Source organism: Vannielia sp. ABF1_015 (assembly GCF_056160745.1).
Window position 1 is genome coordinate 2,054,566 of the sequence record NZ_JBSWXT010000001.1, and the last position, 18,969, is coordinate 2,073,534.

At 65.5% G+C, this 18,969-nt stretch carries 18 protein-coding genes and 1 tRNA gene; 13 read left to right on the forward strand and 6 right to left on the reverse strand.

Annotated features, from left to right (window positions below; translation table 11 throughout):
• The first annotated feature begins 13 nt into the window (after positions 1-13).
• The gene (locus tag ACXAG6_RS10280; RefSeq protein ID WP_475337389.1) at positions 14-2,308 is read left to right on the forward strand and encodes a divergent polysaccharide deacetylase family protein; all 2,295 of its coding nucleotides are present in this window, start codon (positions 14-16) and stop codon (positions 2,306-2,308) included.
• A gap of 65 nt (positions 2,309-2,373) precedes the next feature.
• On the opposite strand, the gene trpE is transcribed toward ACXAG6_RS10280, so the two are convergent.
• The 4 genes from trpE to gpt form a co-directional block, all read right to left on the reverse strand.
• Positions 2,374-3,888, reverse strand: a complete 1,515-nt coding sequence (gene trpE, locus ACXAG6_RS10285) for an anthranilate synthase component I (protein WP_475337390.1) — start codon at positions 3,886-3,888, stop codon at positions 2,374-2,376.
• A gap of 5 nt (positions 3,889-3,893) precedes the next feature.
• Positions 3,894-5,753, reverse strand: coding sequence for a SurA N-terminal domain-containing protein (locus tag ACXAG6_RS10290; protein ID WP_475337391.1), 1,860 nt, complete (start codon positions 5,751-5,753; stop codon positions 3,894-3,896).
• Between the two features lie 75 nt (positions 5,754-5,828).
• A complete protein-coding gene (locus ACXAG6_RS10295) occupies positions 5,829-7,034 on the reverse strand; it encodes an aminotransferase (RefSeq protein ID WP_475337393.1) in 1,206 nt (401 codons plus the stop codon).
• Positions 7,006-7,524 carry a xanthine phosphoribosyltransferase gene (gene gpt, locus ACXAG6_RS10300; RefSeq protein ID WP_475337394.1) on the reverse strand — a complete coding sequence of 173 codons (519 nt, stop codon included), beginning with the start codon at positions 7,522-7,524 and terminating at the stop codon, positions 7,006-7,008. The genes ACXAG6_RS10295 and gpt overlap by 29 nt, the downstream gene beginning before the upstream one ends.
• Before the next feature lie 137 nt (positions 7,525-7,661).
• Between gpt and ACXAG6_RS10305 the strand changes: the two genes are divergently transcribed.
• Positions 7,662-8,324 carry a potassium channel family protein gene (locus ACXAG6_RS10305; RefSeq protein ID WP_475337395.1) on the forward strand — a complete coding sequence of 221 codons (663 nt, stop codon included), beginning with the start codon at positions 7,662-7,664 and terminating at the stop codon, positions 8,322-8,324.
• Complete coding sequence (locus tag ACXAG6_RS10310; RefSeq protein ID WP_475337397.1) at positions 8,321-9,676, forward strand: TrkH family potassium uptake protein; 1,356 nt, start codon at positions 8,321-8,323, stop codon at positions 9,674-9,676. The genes ACXAG6_RS10305 and ACXAG6_RS10310 overlap by 4 nt, the downstream gene beginning before the upstream one ends.
• A 21-nt stretch (positions 9,677-9,697) precedes the next feature.
• Here ACXAG6_RS10310 and ACXAG6_RS10315 read toward each other — a convergent pair whose 3' ends face one another.
• On the reverse strand, positions 9,698-10,114 hold the full coding sequence (locus ACXAG6_RS10315; protein WP_475337398.1) for a hypothetical protein: 417 nt from the start codon (positions 10,112-10,114) through the stop codon (positions 9,698-9,700).
• Between the two features lie 9 nt (positions 10,115-10,123).
• The gene (gene fabI, locus ACXAG6_RS10320) at positions 10,124-10,948 is read right to left on the reverse strand and encodes an enoyl-ACP reductase FabI (RefSeq protein ID WP_475337399.1); all 825 of its coding nucleotides are present in this window, start codon (positions 10,946-10,948) and stop codon (positions 10,124-10,126) included.
• A gap of 205 nt (positions 10,949-11,153) precedes the next feature.
• Here fabI and pdxH point away from each other — a divergent pair, with 205 nt between their 5' ends.
• The 10 genes from pdxH (at position 11,154) to ACXAG6_RS10370 (ending at position 18,956) form a co-directional block, all read left to right on the forward strand.
• The gene (gene pdxH / locus ACXAG6_RS10325; protein ID WP_475337400.1) at positions 11,154-11,762 is read left to right on the forward strand and encodes a pyridoxamine 5'-phosphate oxidase; all 609 of its coding nucleotides are present in this window, start codon (positions 11,154-11,156) and stop codon (positions 11,760-11,762) included.
• 115 nt (positions 11,763-11,877) lie between these two features.
• The gene (locus ACXAG6_RS10330) at positions 11,878-12,420 is read left to right on the forward strand and encodes a cold-shock protein (RefSeq protein ID WP_475337401.1); all 543 of its coding nucleotides are present in this window, start codon (positions 11,878-11,880) and stop codon (positions 12,418-12,420) included.
• A gap of 149 nt (positions 12,421-12,569) precedes the next feature.
• A complete protein-coding gene (locus ACXAG6_RS10335; protein WP_475337949.1) occupies positions 12,570-13,028 on the forward strand; it encodes a DUF192 domain-containing protein in 459 nt (152 codons plus the stop codon).
• Between the two features lie 48 nt (positions 13,029-13,076).
• A tRNA-Pro gene (locus ACXAG6_RS10340) sits at positions 13,077-13,153 on the forward strand.
• 89 nt (positions 13,154-13,242) lie between these two features.
• Positions 13,243-14,808, forward strand: coding sequence for a DUF6538 domain-containing protein (locus ACXAG6_RS10345; protein WP_475337402.1), 1,566 nt, complete (start codon positions 13,243-13,245; stop codon positions 14,806-14,808).
• 121 nt (positions 14,809-14,929) lie between these two features.
• A complete protein-coding gene (locus ACXAG6_RS10350; protein ID WP_475337404.1) occupies positions 14,930-16,105 on the forward strand; it encodes a phage portal protein in 1,176 nt (391 codons plus the stop codon).
• Entirely contained in the window at positions 16,102-16,425 is a 324-nt protein-coding gene (locus ACXAG6_RS10355; protein WP_475337405.1) for a gene transfer agent family protein, read from the forward strand. The genes ACXAG6_RS10350 and ACXAG6_RS10355 overlap by 4 nt, the downstream gene beginning before the upstream one ends.
• The gene (locus ACXAG6_RS10360) at positions 16,422-17,984 is read left to right on the forward strand and encodes a phage major capsid protein (RefSeq protein ID WP_475337406.1); all 1,563 of its coding nucleotides are present in this window, start codon (positions 16,422-16,424) and stop codon (positions 17,982-17,984) included. Before ACXAG6_RS10355 ends, ACXAG6_RS10360 begins: the two co-directional genes overlap by 4 nt.
• Positions 17,985-17,988: 4 nt before the next feature.
• Positions 17,989-18,612 (forward strand): hypothetical protein, encoded by a 624-nt coding sequence (locus tag ACXAG6_RS10365; protein WP_475337408.1) that lies wholly within the window; start codon positions 17,989-17,991, stop codon positions 18,610-18,612.
• The gene (locus tag ACXAG6_RS10370) at positions 18,609-18,956 is read left to right on the forward strand and encodes an HNH endonuclease signature motif containing protein (RefSeq protein ID WP_475337409.1); all 348 of its coding nucleotides are present in this window, start codon (positions 18,609-18,611) and stop codon (positions 18,954-18,956) included. The genes ACXAG6_RS10365 and ACXAG6_RS10370 overlap by 4 nt, the downstream gene beginning before the upstream one ends.
• Positions 18,957-18,969 lie beyond the last annotated feature (13 nt).

The window sequence follows — 18,969 nt, forward strand, 5'->3', positions numbered from 1 at the left end:
AAAGGTCGGGCATATGGGCAAGGGACTCCTGTCGGGTGTTGCATGGGGCGCTCTGGCGAGCGTTGTGGTTTTGGGTGGGGCGTCGGTGATGACGCCATTGCCGCAGGAAGATGTTGCCGCGGACGTGCCGGAGCGGGCTGGCGGGCTGGAAGCCCCGCAGGCCGATGCAGCCCCCGCAGCGCCGGAGCAGGCGCCTGCAGAGGTTGCAGATGCCGAGGTGGAAAGCGAGCTTTCGCCTCCGCCGGGATCGGAGTTTGCCCGCGCCGGAGAAGACAGCCAGCCCGAAGCGCCGGAGGCGGAGGCGAGCCCGGTTGCGCCCGAGGTGCCCGTGCAGCCCGGTGCGCAGGTGGCTGAGGCACCCGCGCCGGATACAGCGCCGCCTGCCGTTCCCGAGACATCCACCGAAGCCGTCGCCGCCCCTGCCGCGCCCGTCGTCGATGACAGCGCCCCGGTGATCGGAGGCTCGGATAGCACAGTCGCCGGAACAGAGACGCCGGATGTGGCTGGGCAGCCCGCAGCACCGGAGGCCACTGGTGCACCAGAGGTGGCAGAGGCTCCCGTGCAGCCGGACCCCGCGGATGACGCGGCTGAGGTGGCTGAGGTGGCTGTGGCACCGGGGGAGGCAGAGGCGGAAGAGAGCAGCGACGCAGCCGTACGCCCCGGGTCCGATGATGGGCAGACGGATGCGGAAACCGTCGCCGACTTGCCGCGCAGCACGCCAGAGGCGGTTGCTGCCGAAGATGTGGCCGCCCCGGCCAGTGACAGGGAAGCCGTGGTTGCCGCCGAGGGTGACGCGGCGTCTGCCCCCGTGGCCGCAGTTGAGGTGGCGCGCAGCGAGGCTCCCGAGCGCACCGCGCCCGTGCGGGCCACGAGCGGCGGCGATTCTGCCGCTGCACCGGCTTCGGTGGCTGTGGCCCCCGCGACGGGCGGCAGCGATGTGGTGACCGTGACCGGCAACGAGGCTGCGGTGCGGGCAGGCGAGGCCGAAGTGGCTGAGGCGCCTGAGGCAGCAGCGGAGGTTGTGACCGGCACCGCGCCCGTGCCCGCCACCGCCGATGCGGCCCCTGCGGATACGGTGGAACCTGCGCGTGGCGAGCAAGTTGCGGGCACAGAGCCCGGGGCTGACGAGTCGATCGAAGTGGCCCAGGCTGAGCCAGCGCCGGGCACGGTGGAAATCATCGACGTCGAGCCAGAAACAGCGGCCCAGCCGACGCCGGAGGCCGAAGCGCCGGTCTCTGAAGCCCCGGCTGTGCCGGTGGCATCGGAGGCGGCAAGCGACGCGCCGGCACCAACCCAGCCGGAGCGCGAGAGCCCGGCCGTGGCCGTCGAAACCCCCAATGCCCCTGCAGCCGACCGGACGGAGGCGAGCCGGGAAACCGAGCTTCCGGCAGAGCCTTCGGAGCCGCCTGCCACTGTGCCGATCACCGAGCGGGAGCCCCGCACCGGAAAATCGGGCGGATTGCCGCGCCGGATCGTGACGCAGGGCGAGAGCGGCGGCGGGTTTGGCAAGCGGGTCGTGCCGCTGACCGAGCGGAACAAACCCGGCTCGCGGCTGCCGTCGATTGGTGATGAGGCCGCAGCCGAGGCTGACACCGGGGCGGAGCCCGAGGCGGGCGGCGCGGAGGCTGCTGCGGAGCTTTCGGCATTGGCGGCCAATGCCGCGCCGTTTGAAAACCCTGAGGCGAAGCCGCTAGTTTCTGTGATCCTCTTTGACATCGGCGATCAGGGGCTGGACCGGGAGGCGCTGAAAGCGATCGACTTCCCGATCACATTCGCGGTGGACCCGACCGATCCCGGCGCGGCTGAGGCTGCGCAGAGCTACCGGGATGCGGGTTTCGAGGTGCTGATCCTGCCCACGGGGCTGCCGCAGGGCGCCACGCCGCAGGACATGGAAACCACGCTGCAAAGCTATTTCGGGCGCTTCCCCGGCGCGGCGGGTCTGCTCGCAACCGGCGAAGAAGGGGTGACCCGCAACCCGGCGCTGACCCGTCAGTTGCTGGCGATTGCAGGGGACACCGGACACGGGTTGGTCTTTTTCGACAGCGGACTGAACTCGGCGCAACGCGGCGCGGAAAATGCGGGGTTGCCGTCAACGCTGGTTTGGAAGCAGTTGGATGGCGCGGGCGAGAACGCGGGGGCCATTGGCCGGACGCTAGACCGCGCGGCGTTTCGGGCCGGTCAGCAGGGCGAGGTTGTGGTTATGGGCCACAGCTTCAGCCAGACGGTGACAAGCCTGCTGGACTGGGCTGCCGGAACCAAGGGGCAGAGCGTGGCGCTGGCTCCGGTCTCGGCGGTTTTGATGAAATAGGGCTGCGGGGTGGTGGGCAGATAGCCCACCCTCCGGGTTGATCGCAGGGTCGGAGAGCCCCGTGGCTATGCGTTGCCGCGGCGGGTGAACCTTGCAGCGTCGTCGGCGGCGGCCTTGATTGCCTTGCTCTTGTTCACGGTTTCCATGAACTCGGCCTCTGGGTCGCTGTCAAACACCACGCCGCCACCGGCTTGGATGTAGAGGGTTTCGTCCTTCAGGACGGCGGTGCGCAGGGCGATGCACATATCCATGTCGCCATCGGCGGAGAAGTAACCCACGCCGCCGCCATAGACGCCACGCTTTTCGGGCTCCAGCTCGTCGATGATCTCCATCGCCCGCACTTTGGGCGCACCAGAGACGGTGCCCGCAGGCAGGCCGGCGAGGAGGGCGGAGAGGGCATCTTCGCCGTCGTTGATCTCGCCCACCACGTTGGAGACGATGTGCATGACGTGGGAGTAGCGCTCGACGATGAACTCTTCGGTCGGGCGCACGGTGCCGATGCGGGCGACGCGGCCCACGTCGTTGCGGCCCAGATCGAGCAGCATGAGGTGCTCGGCCAGTTCTTTTTCGTCCGAGAGCAGGTCGGCCTCAAGTGCGCGGTCTTCCTCTTCATTTGCGCCGCGCTTGCGGGTGCCCGCGATGGGGCGCACTGTCACCTCGCCCTCGCGCAGCCGCACGAGGATTTCGGGCGAGGCGCCGATGACCTGGAAGCCGCCGAAGTTGAAGAAGAACATGAACGGCGAGGGGTTGGTGCGGCGCAGGCTGCGGTAGAGTGCGAAGGGGGGCAGGGCGAAGCGCTGCGACCAGCGTTGTGAGGGCACGACCTGAAAGATATCTCCCGCGCGGATGTAGTCTTTCGCCTTCTCGACGGCGGCCTTGTAGCCCTCGTGGGTGAAGTTCGAGACCGGCTCGGGTGTTTCATGCGCCGCTTCAAGCTCACGGCTTTCACCCGACAGGCCGCGATCAAGGTCGCGCAGGGCGTCCATCACCCGTTCGGCGGCCTGGGCATAGGCGGCGCGGGCTGAAAGGCCGGAGGCGGTGAAAGCGGGAGAAACCAGTGTGACCTCGCCTTTCACCCCGTCGAGGACGGCCACCACGGTGGGGCGCATCATCACCGCGTCGGGCAGGCCGAGGGTGTCTTCAGGCACATCGGGCAGGTGCTCGACCAGCCGGATCATATCATAGCCGAGGTAGCCGAAGAGGCCCGCCGCCGCGGAAGGCAGGTCGTCAGGCAGGGTGATACGGCATTCGGCCAGCAGGGCGCGGAGGCTATCGAGCGGGGCGGCCTGCTCGGTCTCCCAGCTTTCAGGGTCGAAGCGGGCCTGCCGGTTGATGCGCGCGGTCTCGCCGTGGCACTGCCAGATCAGGTCGGGCTTGAGGCCGATGATGGAGTAGCGCCCGCGCACTTCGCCGCCGGTCACGGACTCCAGCATGAAGCTGTCTTCGCGGGCTCCGGCGAGCTTGAGCATCAGGGATACGGGCGTGTCCAGATCGGCGGCAAGCCGGGTGAAGACCACCTGATTTTCGCCCGCATCGTAGCCGCGTGCGAAATCCTCAAAGCTGGGTTCGATCGTACTCATGGGGCCTACTGCGTGGCAATCTGGGCGTGGACCTGCGCGAGTGCGCTGTTGTCGATCTCAACGCCTGCGTCGCGGGCGAGCGCCTCGGCGAAGAGCGAGTAGAGATCGACCGAGATCGACTGGGTGGCCTGCTGGCCAAGGAGTTGCGACAGAAGGGCGATGCGCTCGTTCTCGGGGTCGGGCGCCGCGATCTTGTTCAGTTGCAGCAGGTAGACATTGCCGAAGCCCTCGATGATCCCGAGCCCGCCCTCATCAAGCTCGAACGCGGTGGTCACGAGCGCGGGGGGCGTGCCGTCGATAAAGCCGTCGCGGGTGAGCGCCTCGGCCTCGTCAACGGGGGCGTCGGAGGAGGTGAGCGGCGCACCGGCCTCGACCTGTGCCTGAAGCTCGGCGGCCTGAACGCGCAGGCGCTTTTCGGTTTCCTGAGCTTCCCAGCCAGCGAGCACCTTGCCGCGCACGGCCTCCAGCTCTTGCAGGCGCGGCTCAAGGGTTTCATCGAGGCGCATGGCGAAGATGCCGCCGTCTTCCAGCCGGATCACCGTGGGAAAGTCGTCTTCGGTCAGGGTGAGGGCGGCGTCGCGGAAGGCGTCGTAGCTGGCGATGGCTTCGCCGGAGGCGTCCCACCAGTCGATGGTGGCGACGACAAGATCGGTCTCGTCGGCGAGCTCTTCAAGGGTGGCGCCTTCGGCAAGGCGGTCTTCGACCTCCACTTCCATATCGGAGATCACCCGGCGGGCGCGTTCTTGTGCCAGCTCAAGGGTGAGGTCAGCGCGGGCCACTTCAAAGGGCACATCGACGGCGGCGAGGATGCCGTTCATGCGGAAGAGCGCGGGGCCGAGATCGGTGGTGAAGGGGCCGGCAACGCCCGGTTCTTCCAACGCAAAGAGCGCCTCTCCGGCTTCTTCGGGCAGCTCGGCGCGGGTCAATTCGCCAAGGTCCACATCTTCCAGCGTCAGGCCGCGGCCCTCGACGAGAGATTGGAACGTGGCCGAACCATCCTCAAGCGCGGCCTTCGCCTCAGCTGCTGCTTCATCGGTCGAGAAGATCAGCCGTTCGATCAGGCGGCGCTCGGGCTGCTGATAGTCCGAGGCCTTGCTCTCGTAGAGCTTGCGGGCGGAGTCTTCATCAATCTCGACACTGTCTACCAGCATCTCGGGCGCAACCCATGCGTAGGTGATGCGCTTCATCTGCGGCAGTGTGAAATCGGGCGTGTTGGCCTGATAGTAGGTTTTCAGCTCCTCCTCGGAGGGCTCGGGCAGCGGCTCGGCCAACTGCTCGGGGCCGAAGGTGGCCCAGCGGAAGCTGCGGCGCTCGCCAAAGTAGGCTAGCAACGTGTCGATCTGCACCTGCGGTGCGGGCACGCCGCCGATCACGGCCCCTTGCAGAATGGTGCGGGCGGTGTCTTTGCGGATGCCGGTTTCAAACTCGTCTACCGAGAGGCCGCGGTTGCGCAGCACGCCTTGGTAGGCGGCCCGGTCAAACTTGCCGTCGATGCCCTGAAAGGCGGGGGCGGCCAGCACCTGTTCGCGCACACGCTCGTCGCCCACCGACAGGCCCATGCGCGCGGCTTCATTGTCCAGCGCGGCACGGTTGGTGAGCCGGGTGCGCACCCGGGCGAGGATGCCCAGTTGCTCGGCGTCGGAGATAGAGATCTGACGGCCCTGATCGCGCTCGGCGGCGGCAATCTCGGAGAGCAGTTCGCGGTAGTAATCGTTGACGGTGATCGGCTCGTCGCCAACCTCGCCGACGGACTGAATGGAACTGCCGAAATTGGTGACGCCAAAGCCGCCAAGGCCGAGGATCAGGAGCGCCATCAGCACCCAGATCACGATGTTGCCTACCTTCTTGCCCGCGCTCTGTGCCATTGCTCCGCCCGTATGCTCATTATGCAGTTGGCGTTTGTTATCCGGGCCGCGCCCGGGGAGCAAGGGCGGGCGCGGTCAGGGGCCTTTGAAATCCACCAGCCGGGCGGCGAGTTGGCCGATTTCCGGGGCGTCGAGGTTGGCGAAGGCAAAGCGCAGCGCCGCGCGGCCCATCGCATCTCCCTCGGGCGAGAAGAAGGTGCCGGGCAGGGCCAGAACGGCGGCCTCGCGGGTGAGCCCGCGGGCAACTGTGGTGGCATCGGTGGCGAAGGGATGCTCGATCCAGGCGAAGAAGCCGCCGAGGCCGCGCAGGTGCCAGCCGGCAGCGGCGAGCGCGGGCGCGGCGTCGCGCATGGCAGACTGGCGGGCCAGCACCTCGTCGCGCTGGGAAGCGACCCATTGGCCGAGGTTCTCCAGCCCCCAGAGCGCAGCGATCTGGCCCAGTGGGGTGGGGCAGATGGTGACGGTGTCGATGAACTTCTCGATCTCGGCCAGCCGTGCGGGCGAGGTTGCCAGCGCCCCGACGCGGTGGCCCATGAGGCGGAAACTCTTGGAGAAGGAGTAGATGTGGATCAGCGTGTCATCCCAATCGGGATCGGCAAAGAGGCCGTGGGGTGCGCCGGGGGTGGCGGTAAAATCACGATAGGTTTCGTCGATGATCAGCGCGATGCCGCTTGCGCGGGCGAGGTCGCGGAAGGCGGCCAGCACCTCGGGCGGATACTCGGCACCGGTAGGGTTGTTGGGGCTCACCAGCACGATGGCACGGGTGCGCTCGGTCAGCAGGGCGGCGGCCTCTTGCGGATCGGGGATGAGGCCGGGGCCGCAGGGCAGGGGGAGGGTGGTGATGTGGGCCATGTCGAGCCACATCTTGTGATTGAAATACCATGGCGTTGGCAGCAGCACCTCATCGCCCGGCCCGGCCAGAGCCGCGAGCGCGGCGCAAAACGCATGGTTGGCCCCGGAGGTGATGGCGACCTGACCGGGCGAGACGGTGCCGCCATAGGTGGCCGAGATATTGGCCGCCAGCGCCTCGCGCAGCGGGCCTTCCCCCAGCACCGCGCCATAGTGATGCGCCGCCGGATCGCCAAGCGCGGCCTGCGCGATGACCTCGCGCAGCGCATCGGGCGGCGGATCGGCGGGGGCGGCCTGCCCGGCGTCGATCAGGGGGCGTTCGGGCGGGAAGGTGAGGCCCTGCAGCCAGCTCTTCGCCTCGACCACGGGGGAGGCGAAGGTGCGGGTGGTTGGTGCGGGCACGTCAGTCCTTGCCGCGATAGGGCTCGACATATTGCAGCGCCATGTCCCATGGGAAGAAGATCCAGGTATCCTGGCTGACGCCGGTGATGAAGGTGTTCACCATCGGCTCGCCCTGCGGCTTGGCGTAGACGGTGGCGAAATGGGCATTGGGGTAGAGCTCGCGCACCAGTTCCAGCGTTTTGCCGGTGTCCACGAGGTCATCGACCACGAGGATGCCGGTGCCGTCGCCCATCATCTCGGCGTCGGGGCTCTTGAGCACCTTCGCCTCGCTGCGCTGGTCGGCCTTGCCCCCGCCCGAATGGTAGCTTTTGACCGAGATCGTATCGACCGTGCGGATATCGAGCTCGCGCGCCACAATCATTGCCGGGGCCATGCCGCCACGGGTGATGGCCACCACGGCCTTCCACGCACCGTCATCGGGGCCTTTGCCGTCGAGCCGCCACGCCAGCGCGCGGCTGTCGCGGTGGATCTGGTCCCAGGACACGTGAAAGCCTTTTTCGTGGGGCAGGCGGTCTGACATGGTTCGTCCTCGTGCAGCGTTTTGCCTCTCATATCCCCGTGAGCGCCCTGCCGTCGAGAGGAACCGGGCTGTTATGCGCGGGTTTTGCGGCGTAAAAGGCCGGAACGTCAGGGCCGGTGGCCCGAAGGGGATGCGATATGGCGAAGGAAAACCGCAGCTTTGCGGTGATCGGGCTGGGCGCTTTCGGGGGCACGGTCGCGACGGAGCTGGCGCGCTTTGGCAATCAGGTGATCGGGGTGGATATCGACGAGCTGCGGGTGGCGCGGCTGGCTGATGAGCTGGCATCGACCGTGATCCTCGACACGACCGACGAGCAGGGGCTGCGGGAGGCGGGAATCGACCGCTACGATGTGGCGCTGGTCTCGATTGGCGAGAACATCGAAGCGAGCATCCTGAGCACGATGAACCTGACGATGCTCGGCGTCGGGACGATCTGGGTGAAGGCGGCGAACCGGACGCATCACCGGATTCTGAGCAAGCTGGGTGCCGACCGGGTGATCCTGCCGGAGCAGGACATGGGCAAGCGGGTGAGCCAGATGCTGAACAACCCGGTGGTCGAGGATTATGCCAGCCTGCGCAACGGCTACTCGGTGGTGAACATTCACCTGCCCGAGCGGCTGGATGGCACCGAGCTGAACGCGCTGCGCCGGATCGCGGGTGAAGACCTGCGGTTTCTGGGGCTGATGCGCGGCACCGCCTTTCACTCCTGCAACGACAATGCGCTCACGGTGCAGGCCGATGACCGGCTGATCGTGCTGGGCAAACGCGCCGATCTGCGCGCCTTTGGCGACGCGCTTTGAGCCGACGGGTCCGCCGCCACGTCAAGAGCCTTGCCCGCAGGCTCGCCGAGCTGCCCGCGCCGCTAATCCTCGCAGGGGGCTATGCGGCATTTATCTTGCTGGGGGCAGTGCTTTTTCGCCTGCCGTTTACTTCCCATGTGCCGGTCGGCTGGAGTGACGCGCTTTTCACTGCCACCTCCGCCGTGACGGTGACGGGGCTGGCGGTGTTTGACGTGGGCGCGGTGCTGACCTTCTGGGGCGAATTGCTGCTTGCCGTGCTGATCCAGGTCGGCGGGCTGGGGCTGATGGTGTTTGCGGTGCTACTGTTCTCGGCGCTGGGGCTGCCGGTGGGGCTGACGCAGACGACCTACCTGCGCGAAGACCTTGGCCAGTCGTCGCTGGCGCGGCTGGGGCTGCTGGTGGCGACGATCTTCAAGGTGGTGCTGGCCTGCGAGGTGGCGGGGGCGCTGTTCTTGTGCCTGACCTTTATCCCCGAGCAGGGCTTCTGGCCGGGGTTGTGGACGGCGATTTTCCATTCGGTCTCGGCCTTCAACAACGCGGGGTTCTCGACCATCGGGGCGGGGCTGGTGCCCTTTGCGACCGATCCGGTGATCAACATCGTGATTCCGGCGCTCTTCATCACCGGGGGCATCGGCTACGTGGTGCTCGATGACATCGGGCGGCGGCCCGGCTGGCGCTACTACACGCTGCACACCAAGATCATGCTGATCGGGACGGCGGTGCTGATCGTCTGGTCGATGGCGAGTTTCGCGGTGCTGGAGTGGACCAACCCGCGCACGCTGGGCGCGCTCGGCTCGGACACCGCGCGGCTGGCGGTGAGCTGGTTTCAGGCGGTGACGCCGCGCACCGCTGGCTTCAACACCACCGATATCGGCGGGCTGCACGACTCGACGGCGCTGATGTTCATCTCGCTCATGCTGATCGGCGGCGGCCCGGCCTCGACGGCGGGGGGCATCAAGGTGACGACCTTCGTGGTGATGCTGCTGGCGACGGTGGCGTTTTTCCGGCGGCAGACGCAGCTCCATGCCTTTGGCCGCTCGATCGGGCTGGAGCAGGTGCTTAAGGTGATGGCGCTGACCGCGATCAGCATTCTGACGATCTTCGTGGCGACCTTTCTGATGGTTGCCAGCCATGACGGGCATTTCCTCGATATCGCCTTCGAGGTGGCCTCGGCCTTTGGCACCGTGGGGCTGAGCCGGGGCTATACCGGTGAGTTGACGGAGTTTGGCCGGGTGGTCTGCGAGGTGGTCATGTTCCTCGGGCGGGTGGGGCCGCTGACGCTGGGGTACTTTCTGGCCACGCGGTCCGTGCCGCGGGTGCGGTATCCGGAAGGGCAGATTCACCTCGGGTGAGGGAGGGCCTGTGCTCTTGAGTCAGGTGGAGACAGAGATGCGGAAGGCGACGCCGTGCTGGACCGCGCGTTGGAAAACGCGCTCGGTCTCGTCGAGCAGCTCTTCGGTGTGCTGAGCCATATCGGGCCATCCGGTGAAGAGCTCGGGTTGGTCGCGCAGGGCGGTGCGGATGGCGGCGCAAAGCGTCAGCATCGCCTCAGGCGGAAACCAAGGGCCATCGCGCTCAGGGTTGTAGGGGCGGCGCATGTGCTCGGGCATGGCCTGATTGATGTCGTTGAACTCGGCCTCTGAGAGCCCGATGTAGGCCTCGAGCGGGGCCTGGCCCGCGTCGATGAAGATATCGGGGAAGGGCGGGGCGTCGAACATCGCGAGATCGACGTAATCCTCGCCCATGACCGCCGGGACATCTGGATCGAAGACGGGCCAATACTCTGGCATGGCGCTGGATCAGCTGTCTTTGCGCTTGGTCACAACGTCGATATCGGGCGCATCCACCGCCTTCATTCCGACAGCGTGGTAGCCGGCGTCGACATGGTGGATCTCACCGGTTACGCCGGAGCCGAGATCAGACAGCAGGTAGAGCGCGCTCTTGCCCACATCTTCGATGGTCACGTTGCGGCGCAGCGGCGAGTTCAGCTCATTCCATTTGAGGATATAGCGGAAATCGCCGATGCCGGAGGCGGCCAGCGTTTTGATCGGGCCGGCGGAGATGCCGTTGACGCGAATACCATCTTTGCCGAGGTCTTCGGCGAGGTAGCGCACGGAGGCCTCCAGCGCGGCCTTGGCGACGCCCATCACGTTGTAATGGGGCATAACCTTTTCGGCGCCGTAATAGGTGAGGGTCAGGCAGGAGCCGCCGTTCTTCATCAGCTTCTCTGCCCGCGCGGTGCAGGCGGTGAAGGAATAGACGGAGATATCCATGCTCATGCGGAAATTTTCGCGGGAGGTATCCACGTAGCGGCCGCGCAGCTCATTCTTGTCGGAAAAGCCGATGGCATGAACGTAGAAGTCGAACTCGCCCCATTCCTTTTCGATCTCGGCGAAGCAGGAATCGACGCTGTCCATGTCGGTGACGTCGCAATCGGCCATGAGCGTACAGCCGAGTTGCTCGGCCAAGGGAGTGACGCGCTTTTTGAAGGCATCGCCCTGATAGGTCAGTGCCAGTTCGGCCCCGGCATCGGCTAGGGCCTTGGCCACGCCCCATGCAATGGACTTGTCATTTGCGAGCCCCATGATCAGCCCGCGCTTGCCCGCCATAAGTTGTGAACTCATCCCGACCCCTCCGTCGCATCTGGTCCGCTCCCTTTAGGGCAAGGCGGGGCGAGGTTGCAAGCGCTCCCGCAACCGGGCAAGAATGTGAGCGATACAAGCAACTGCGCGCAGACACTGTGCAAAAGCGCGGAGCCCCTGTCTTAAGGGACAGGTTGTGCGGCAGGAATCCGGCGCGTAACCCGGGCCGGAACAGGAATGGCAAGCCATGGCGGAACGAAGCGGAATCTTTGCGGGGGTTGATCCTTTTGCCATTGCACGCGCATGGCTTGCGAAGGCTGAGGACACAGAACCCAATGATCCCAATGCCATAGCGCTTGCCACGGTAGATGCGGACGGGCTGCCAAATGCACGCATGGTTCTGTTGAAAGAAGTCGAAGATCACGGTTTTCTCTTTTATACAAACTGGGGTAGCGCTAAAGCGAAAGAGGTTGACGTCAACGGACGGGCTGCTTTCGTGTGGCACGCCAAATCCCTGAGGCGACAGATTCGCGTCAGGGGCGTCACGGAACGGGAAGACGGCGAGAAGGCCGATGAATATTTCGCGTCCCGTTCACTTCAATCCAGGTTGGGTGCCTGGGCCTCGCGGCAAAGCACACCCCTGTCATCCCGCGCGGCGCTCATTTCCGAGGTTGCAAAGGTGACAGCGAAGCACGGGAAGAATCCCGCGCGTCCTCCGTTCTGGGGCGGAATTCGAATCTTGCCACTCGAGATCGAATTCTGGGCGGATGGCGCGTTTCGTCTTCACGACCGGTTCAGGTGGACGCGTTCTGCCGTGACGGATCGTGACTGGCAGGTCCGGCGCCTTCATCCGTAACACTCGCGGATCGGCAGGCACCGTTTAAGCGGTAGGGGAATGCCCTTGTTCGTGGGGCGTAGCGTCTGTTGGGCCTTCGGCTCTGCATGCGCCATGAGGACACTATTGAATCGTAATGGAAGAAGACGACGAAATTAATGAGCACAAGCGTGTCAAGGGCCGGGTCAAGTGGTTTGATCCAGCCAAGGGATTTGGCTTTGTCATAGCTGACGAAGGCGGGCCCGATATCTTGCTGCACGCGAATGTTCTGCGAAACTTCGGGCAAAGCTCCGTGGCGGATGGGGCCGGTATTGATATCAGCATACAGGATACCAACCGGGGCCAGCAGGCGGTGGAGGTCTTTGCGATCGACCCGCCCGAGCCCGGTGATGCGCCGCCGCTGGACGATGTGGCCGCCCTCGATCCCGAGGAGCTTGCCGCGTTGCCGATGGAGCCTGCGCGGGTGAAGTGGTTCGACAAGGGCAAGGGCTTCGGCTTTGCCAATGTCTTCCGCCACCCCGAGGACATCTTCGTTCACATTGAAGTGCTTCGGCGCTCCGGCCTTGCAGATTTGCAGCCGGGCGAGGCAATCTGCCTGAAGGTCGTCGATGGGCGACGCGGCAGAATGGCGACACAGGTGCTCTCATGGGAATCGGCGCTCACGAAAAAGCAGGACTGAGGGCATGGCGCGCGCAGCCTGAGCGGCGGCGCGCCATGCCCGGTTTACTGGTTTCCTTGTTGCTGACGATCTGCCCTGCCGCGCTTGCCGCGCAGGGTGAGCCTTCGCTTGATCTGGAGGGCAGCCGTAAGGCTGCGCCCTTTGCTGCCATGCCGGACGGGGCGGGCGAGGCGCTGGTGGCGCCTGCGCCCGGCTGCGAGATGGATGAGGTGCGGCTTCGGTGGGGCGAGGGGCAGGTCCGATTCTCGGTGGAGATCGCCGATGATGCTGCCGAACGCAGCCAGGGGCTGATGCACCGCAAATCCATGGCCCGCTCGGCGGGGATGCTCTTTATCTACCCAAAGCCGGGGCACGTGAGCTTCTGGATGCGGAACACGCTGATTCCCCTCGACATGATCTTCCTTGATGAACGCGGCGTGGTGCAGCGGGTGCATTCCAATGCAGTTCCGCTGGATGAAACGCCTATCTCTGGCGGGCCGGGTATTTTTGCGGTGCTGGAGGTTAACGGCGGGCTGGCCAGGGCCTTCGGGATCGCGCCGGGTGCGCAGATGCTGCATCCGGCCTTCGGCTCTGCTGCGGCATGGCCCTGCGCCGGTGCAGGTGGCTGACAACAGCCTCTTCCCTTTCTCTGCGGCACGGGATAAGACCCGCTTCGTCGGGGCGTAGCGCAGCCTGGTAGCGCATCTGTTTTGGGAACAGAGGGTCGGGAGTTCGAATCTCTCCGCCCCGACCACCTTGCAGCCATGGAAACAAGATATCCCCTTGCAAATAGGGGCCTATGTCCGATCTATGGTTACAACTTCGGTTACAAAAGGTGCTTCCATGGCGGGCAAAGTTCGTCATCTGATCAACCGCTCCGGCCGTTACCATGCTCGGCTCGTCGTCCCTAAGGATCTTCGCGGAATCATCGGCAAGACCGAGCTGCGCGCTTCTCTAGGTGGTGACTACCGCCAGGCGCTCAAGCTCCTGCCAGGTGCCGTCGCTCAGCTTCAACACCAGATCGCACTTGCCGAGCGCAAAAGCGGGGCAGGGGCGGCACTCCCTGGCCCGGCCCGTTACCCTCTGGCGCCTGATCAGCTCGCCGCCAGCCTCTACGGCCAGCGCATGGCGCTCGATGACCAGCTGCGGAACGATCATCGCTGGCCAATGGTCGGGATCGACGATGGGCTCGTTCAGCGGCTGCGCTATGCAATCGCGGGGCGCGCCAGCGACGACGAGCTGACTGATCTTGTCGGACCTGCCATTGAGCGATTCCGCACTGCAGGAAACCTCGATGCGAAGAAGGGCAGCACCAAGTGGCGCGAGATTGCCCGTGCCCTTTGTCACGCCGAGCTGGAGGCGCTGGCGAGGGTCGCAGAGCGCGATGAGGGCGACTTCACCGGCACCCCTGCTGCCCCCATCATCCGTGACGCTGTGCCGCCCGAGGATGCACCCAAGCCTGTCAGCCTGAAGCGCTTGTGGACTGACTACGTCCGTATGCGCCAGCAGACGGGCAGCATGAAGGACGGCGGCAAAGACCTGGGGGTGGCCGTGGAGCGCCTCCGGAAGTTCGTCCGGCATGACGACGCCGCTCGCCTGACGAAGAAGAACATCATGGAATGGCGCGACCACCTGTTGAAGACGCTGGCCCCTCAGACGGTGAGTAGCAAATACCTCTCGACGATCCGCAGCGTCCTGAACTGGGCCGTCGAGAACGATCGGCTGCCTGAGAACGTTGCCGCCCATGTGAAGCAGTCCAAGGGCAAGAGGGTGCAGAGCCGCCCCAAGGGCTTCACCGATGACGAAGCTCTGACGATCCTGAAGGCCTCCCGTGCGCACGTTCCCAACGCGGACGAATGGGGCTATGTCCGTGAGAAGCCGACCATGACGGCTGCCAAGCGATGGTTGCCTATGCTGGGGGCCTTCACCGGAAGTCGGATCGGCGAGATTGCCCAACTCCGGAAAGAAGATGTTCGGCAGGAGGGTGCCATATGGGTGATCCGCCTTACGCCCGACGCCGGCACGATCAAGACTGGCATGTTCCGCGACGTGCCCTTGCATCCGCAGATCATCGAAGAAGGCTTCATCGACTACGTCGAGAGCGCCGACCCCGGCCCGCTCTTTCACAACGGGAAAAAGCCGGAAAGCTTCAAGGCGAAGGGTGAGCTGACGTCTAACAAAATTGCTGCTTGGCTGCGGACCGAAAACCTGGTGCCGGACGGGCTGCAGCCGACACACGCCTGGCGGCACCGCTTCAAGTCGCAATGCATCGAGTTGAACATCTTGCCGAGGGTGTATGACGCGATCCAAGGCCATGTCGGCACCAGTGCTTCGGACGGTTATGGCGACGTGTCCCTGAAGGCCAAAGCTGAAGCGATCAAGCGTCTACCGGCCTACACCTTCATTTGAGTAGCAGGTGAGGGTTCGCGCAAAAAAGTTGCGCAAAACCTCCCATGTTAGCAGCTTTGTGATTCACGGTGGCGCTTTTCTATGATAAGTTGATATCAACTTATATCCACCAAGCACAGACATGGCCTTCCCGTTCTTCAAGAAACCCGCGCCTAATCCTGAGCGCAAAGCCCTCACGCTAACCGACCCCGACGCGTTCGCGCTCTTCGGCGCTGTGCCGACGAGTGCAGGGATCAGCGTGAGCGCCCAGTCGGCGCTTCGCGTTCCTGCCGTCGCCTGTGCCGTGGGCCTCATTGCTGAGACGGTGGGCGCTGTGCCGCTGAAGCTGTATGACCGCACCACGCGCACCACCATGCAGGATCATCCGGCCTACCGTCTGGTGCATGACGAGGCCAACGAATGGACCTCCGCCAGCGAGCTGCGCACCGAGCTGACGACCGACGCCCTCCTGCATGGTGCCGGCTATGCCCAAGTGGTTCGCCTGGGCAACGACACGCCATTCGAGCTGCACCGCCTGGAGCCTGGCAAGGTTCAGCGCGAGCAGGAGGCGGACGGCGAGCCGTTCTACATGGTCAACACCGACCAGGGCCGGGTGCGCCTCTCCTATCGCGACGTGCTCGATGTGCGCCCCTTTGGCGGCGTTTCCCCGATCATCCTTGGCCGCGAGGCAATCGCCCTGGCCCTCGCCTTCGAGCAGCATATCGGCGGCCTTTTCGCCAACGGTGGCCGGCCCTCTGGTGTGATCAGGTCGCCCAAGGTCATGGACGTGGAAGCGAAGAAGAAGCTCGCTTCGAGCTGGTTCACGACTCATGGCCGCAGCCGGGCAGGGGGCACGGCCATTCTCGACGAAGGCATGGACTACCTGCCGCTTTCGACCACACTGGCCGACGCCCAGTTCGCCGAAAACCGCCTTGAACAGGTCCGTGAGATTGCACGCATCTTCCGTGTGCCTCCGACGATGCTGTTCGAGCTGAGCCGGGGCACCTGGTCAAATACCGAGGAGATGACGCGGCAGTTCTACGCCGTGACGCTGAAGCCCTGGCTGGCGGAGTGGACCTGGGCCTACGCCCGGTGCCTCCTGACTACGGAAGAGCGCAGCAGGCTTTACCTCGAATTTGTGGTCGATGATCTTCTCACGACCGATCACATAAGCCGGGCGACCGCCTACGGCCAGTATCGCAGCATGGGTGTGCTTACCGCCAACGAAGTGCGGGGCGGGTTGAACCTCGCCCCGCGCGCCGGCGGCGACGAGCTGTCGAACCCCTACACTGCGACCTCGAAGGACGCCGCTGCATGAACGTGACCAAGTTCTTCGGCGACGGCGACCACGCCTTCGCCCTGACCGATTCCATGATCGTGGAGCTTGAGCGGATCGCCGATCTTGGCATCGGCGCCCTCTACCTGCGCGCCGTGAACATGCAGTTCCGGCTGGCCGACCTGGTCGAGATCATCCGGCTGGGCCTGATCGGCGCAGGTGCCGATCCGAAGGACGCTATGCACCTGGTGGATACCTATGCCCGGAACCAGCCGCTCGACCGGCTCTACCCCCTTGCCCTCGATATCCTGGATGCCCGCTGGAATGGCGCACCTGAAGCAAAGCAGGACGCCGCGGCATGAGCGATCGCCTCGAAGTCAAAGCAGCCTTTGCCGTCACCGAGACTGGCGAGATCACTGGCCTGGCCTGGCCCTTTGCGACCCCCGACCGGGTGGGCGATGTGATCGGCAAGGGCGCCCTGAGCTTCCCCGCCAACCTGCCGATGCTCTTTGCCCACGACCAGGGCCAGGTGATCGGCGTTTGGCAGGAGATCGGCGAGACGGACGAAGGCCTCAGCGTGAAGGGCAGGCTCCTGATCGAGGACGTCGCCCGTGCCCGTGAGGTGCGCGCCATGATCCGCGCCGGCGCCGTCACCGGCCTCAGCATCGGCTTCGTGACGAAGAACGCCACGCGCCACGCCAAGGGCCGCACCATCACGGCGGCCCAGCTCCACGAAATATCTGTCGTCGCAATCCCGTGTCATCCGGGCGCGCAGATCACCTCCCTCAAGTCCGATGACGCCCCCAGTTCCGCACAGGAGATACCCCACATGGAACCCGAAGAGATCACCGGCGCGCCGGTGGTAACGCCCCCGGTCACCCCGGCCAACGACACGCCGCAGGTGTCCCAGATCGACGTGAAGTCGTTCAACGAGGTAAAGGCTCGCCTCGACAAGCTCGAAGCCAAGGGCAACCGCACCGGCGTCTACATCACCGGCCCCAGCTCGCCGGTCATGAACCCCGACGAGACCAAGGCCTTCGCCAACTACCTCCGCACCGGCGATGCGTCCGAAGTGAAGGCGCTCTCCTACGGCACCGGCACCGGCGGAATCCTTGCCCCCGAGACCGTCGCCAAGACAATCATCGAGAAGGTGGCGGAGTTCTCGCCCGTGCGCGGCGTCGCCTCCTCGATCCAGATGAACGGCCCGCTGATCCAGCTGCCGCGCCTGGTCGATCAGGTAGACCCCGCTGCCGTGGCCGAAGGCGCCGCGAAGGCTTCTGACGAACCCAGCTTCGAGCAGATTCCTCTGCAGCCCTTCGAGATGGGTGTGATCGTCCCCGCGACCAAGGCGCTCCTCGAAGACGCCCATGTGGACCTCTCCGCCTACCTGGCCGGTCATATCGCCCGGCGCTTCGGCCAGGTCGAGGCGACCTGGTTCGTCACCGGCAACGGCACGACCCAGCCGGAAGGTGTGCTGACTTCGACCGAGGTGGCCGACAACGAGGTGGCCAACCTGACTGCCGACGCCCTGATCGACCACTACTACGCGCTGAAGACGGCCTATGCCGCGACCGGCGTGTGGATGATGAACCGGAAGACCATGGCCCTGGTCCGCAAGCTGAAGGACAACGACGGCCAGTATCTCTGGCAGGGTGGCCTGGCCGCTGGCCAGCCGGCGACCCTCCTGGGCCGCCCGGTGCTCGAAGCTGTGGATATGCCTGACCCGACCGCTGGCAATACGCCGGTCGTCTTCGGCGACTTTGCCACCGGTTACACCATCGGCGATCGGATCGGCTTCGAGATCCTGCGCGATGAATACACCGGCAGCGCCAGTGGCATCGTCAAGTTCGTGGCGCGGCGCCGCGTGGGTGGTCGTGTTGTCCTCGGCGAGGCCCTGGCTAAGCTGAGCCTCGAAGCCTAAACCGATGAGCACGCCGCGCGCATATGAGGAAGTGCTGCTGGGGCAGGGCGTCAACGCCCTGCGCCTGCGACCGACCCTGCGTGCGGCGTGTTCACTTGAGCGGCTGCATGATGGCTTCCCGGCCCTCCTGCAGAAGCTCGATCAGCTCGACACCATGACCGTCAGGGCGGTGATCGAGGCGACCGCGACGGACGCCGGCGCGGCTGTTCGTTTTCTGCACCAGGCTGCAGGTGCCCCGCTGCGCGAGATGCTCGCCTGGCGCGCCGCCCTGGTCGCGGTGATCGCCATGCTCCTGCCGGCACCTACGGGCGCCGCTGGCCGTGCGTCTGAAGCGAGCACGGTCATGTCATGGTCGGAGCTGTTCAACGAGCTATTCGGCCTCGCGACCGGATGGCTGGGCTGGGCACCGGCAGAAGCATGGGCCGCCACGCCGCAGGAGATTATCACCAGCTTCGAGGCGCACCTGGGCAAGCTCCGCATTCTCCACGGTGGCGCCGAGGAGGAGCAGGACCACGCCGGTCCTACCGAGGAGCAGCGCCGCCAGAACAGCGAAGAGGGTCTCGACCCCGAGTTTGATCGCGAGGGCCTGCGTGCCCTCAAGGCGCGCCTGGCAGGAAGCTACGCATGAGCAAGCCGCCCCGCCTGTGCTCCTGTGGCGCCGTGGTGCCCCATGGCGTTGCATGTGCCTGCCAGATCGAGACCAGGCGCGCCCGAAACCGCCGCTACGACGCAAGCCGCCCCAGCGCTCGCCAGCGCGGCTATACGAGCACCTGGGAGAAGGCGCGTGCTGCCTACCTGGCCGCGCACCCGATGTGCGCCCATCCCGGCTGCACCGCACCTGCAACCGTGGTCGATCACATCACCCCGCACCGCGGCGACAAGGTGCTGTTCTGGAACAGCGCCAACTGGCAGCCGCTCTGCGCGCACCACCACAACGCCCACAAGCAACGGCAGGAGCGCCCCGGTGTTTGAGCGAACGTCGCAC

Coding starts and splice junctions, on each gene's coding strand:
- ACXAG6_RS10365 (WP_475337408.1), top strand. CDS start 17,989: ATGAGCACGCCGCGCGCATATGAGGAAGTGCTGCTGGGGCAGGGCGTC.
- ACXAG6_RS10290 (WP_475337391.1), bottom strand. CDS start 5,753: ATGGCACAGAGCGCGGGCAAGAAGGTAGGCAACATCGTGATCTGGGTG.
- ACXAG6_RS10335 (WP_475337949.1), top strand. CDS start 12,570: ATGCCGGACGGGGCGGGCGAGGCGCTGGTGGCGCCTGCGCCCGGCTGC.
- ACXAG6_RS10295 (WP_475337393.1), bottom strand. CDS start 7,034: ATGTCGAGCCCTATCGCGGCAAGGACTGACGTGCCCGCACCAACCACC.
- pdxH (WP_475337400.1), top strand. CDS start 11,154: ATGGCGGAACGAAGCGGAATCTTTGCGGGGGTTGATCCTTTTGCCATT.
- ACXAG6_RS10350 (WP_475337404.1), top strand. CDS start 14,930: ATGGCCTTCCCGTTCTTCAAGAAACCCGCGCCTAATCCTGAGCGCAAA.
- ACXAG6_RS10360 (WP_475337406.1), top strand. CDS start 16,422: ATGAGCGATCGCCTCGAAGTCAAAGCAGCCTTTGCCGTCACCGAGACT.
- ACXAG6_RS10345 (WP_475337402.1), top strand. CDS start 13,243: ATGGCGGGCAAAGTTCGTCATCTGATCAACCGCTCCGGCCGTTACCAT.
- trpE (WP_475337390.1), bottom strand. CDS start 3,888: ATGAGTACGATCGAACCCAGCTTTGAGGATTTCGCACGCGGCTACGAT.
- ACXAG6_RS10355 (WP_475337405.1), top strand. CDS start 16,102: ATGAACGTGACCAAGTTCTTCGGCGACGGCGACCACGCCTTCGCCCTG.
- ACXAG6_RS10305 (WP_475337395.1), top strand. CDS start 7,662: ATGGCGAAGGAAAACCGCAGCTTTGCGGTGATCGGGCTGGGCGCTTTC.
- ACXAG6_RS10315 (WP_475337398.1), bottom strand. CDS start 10,114: ATGCCAGAGTATTGGCCCGTCTTCGATCCAGATGTCCCGGCGGTCATG.
- fabI (WP_475337399.1), bottom strand. CDS start 10,948: ATGAGTTCACAACTTATGGCGGGCAAGCGCGGGCTGATCATGGGGCTC.
- gpt (WP_475337394.1), bottom strand. CDS start 7,524: ATGTCAGACCGCCTGCCCCACGAAAAAGGCTTTCACGTGTCCTGGGAC.
- ACXAG6_RS10370 (WP_475337409.1), top strand. CDS start 18,609: ATGAGCAAGCCGCCCCGCCTGTGCTCCTGTGGCGCCGTGGTGCCCCAT.
- ACXAG6_RS10280 (WP_475337389.1), top strand. CDS start 14: ATGGGCAAGGGACTCCTGTCGGGTGTTGCATGGGGCGCTCTGGCGAGC.
- ACXAG6_RS10330 (WP_475337401.1), top strand. CDS start 11,878: ATGGAAGAAGACGACGAAATTAATGAGCACAAGCGTGTCAAGGGCCGG.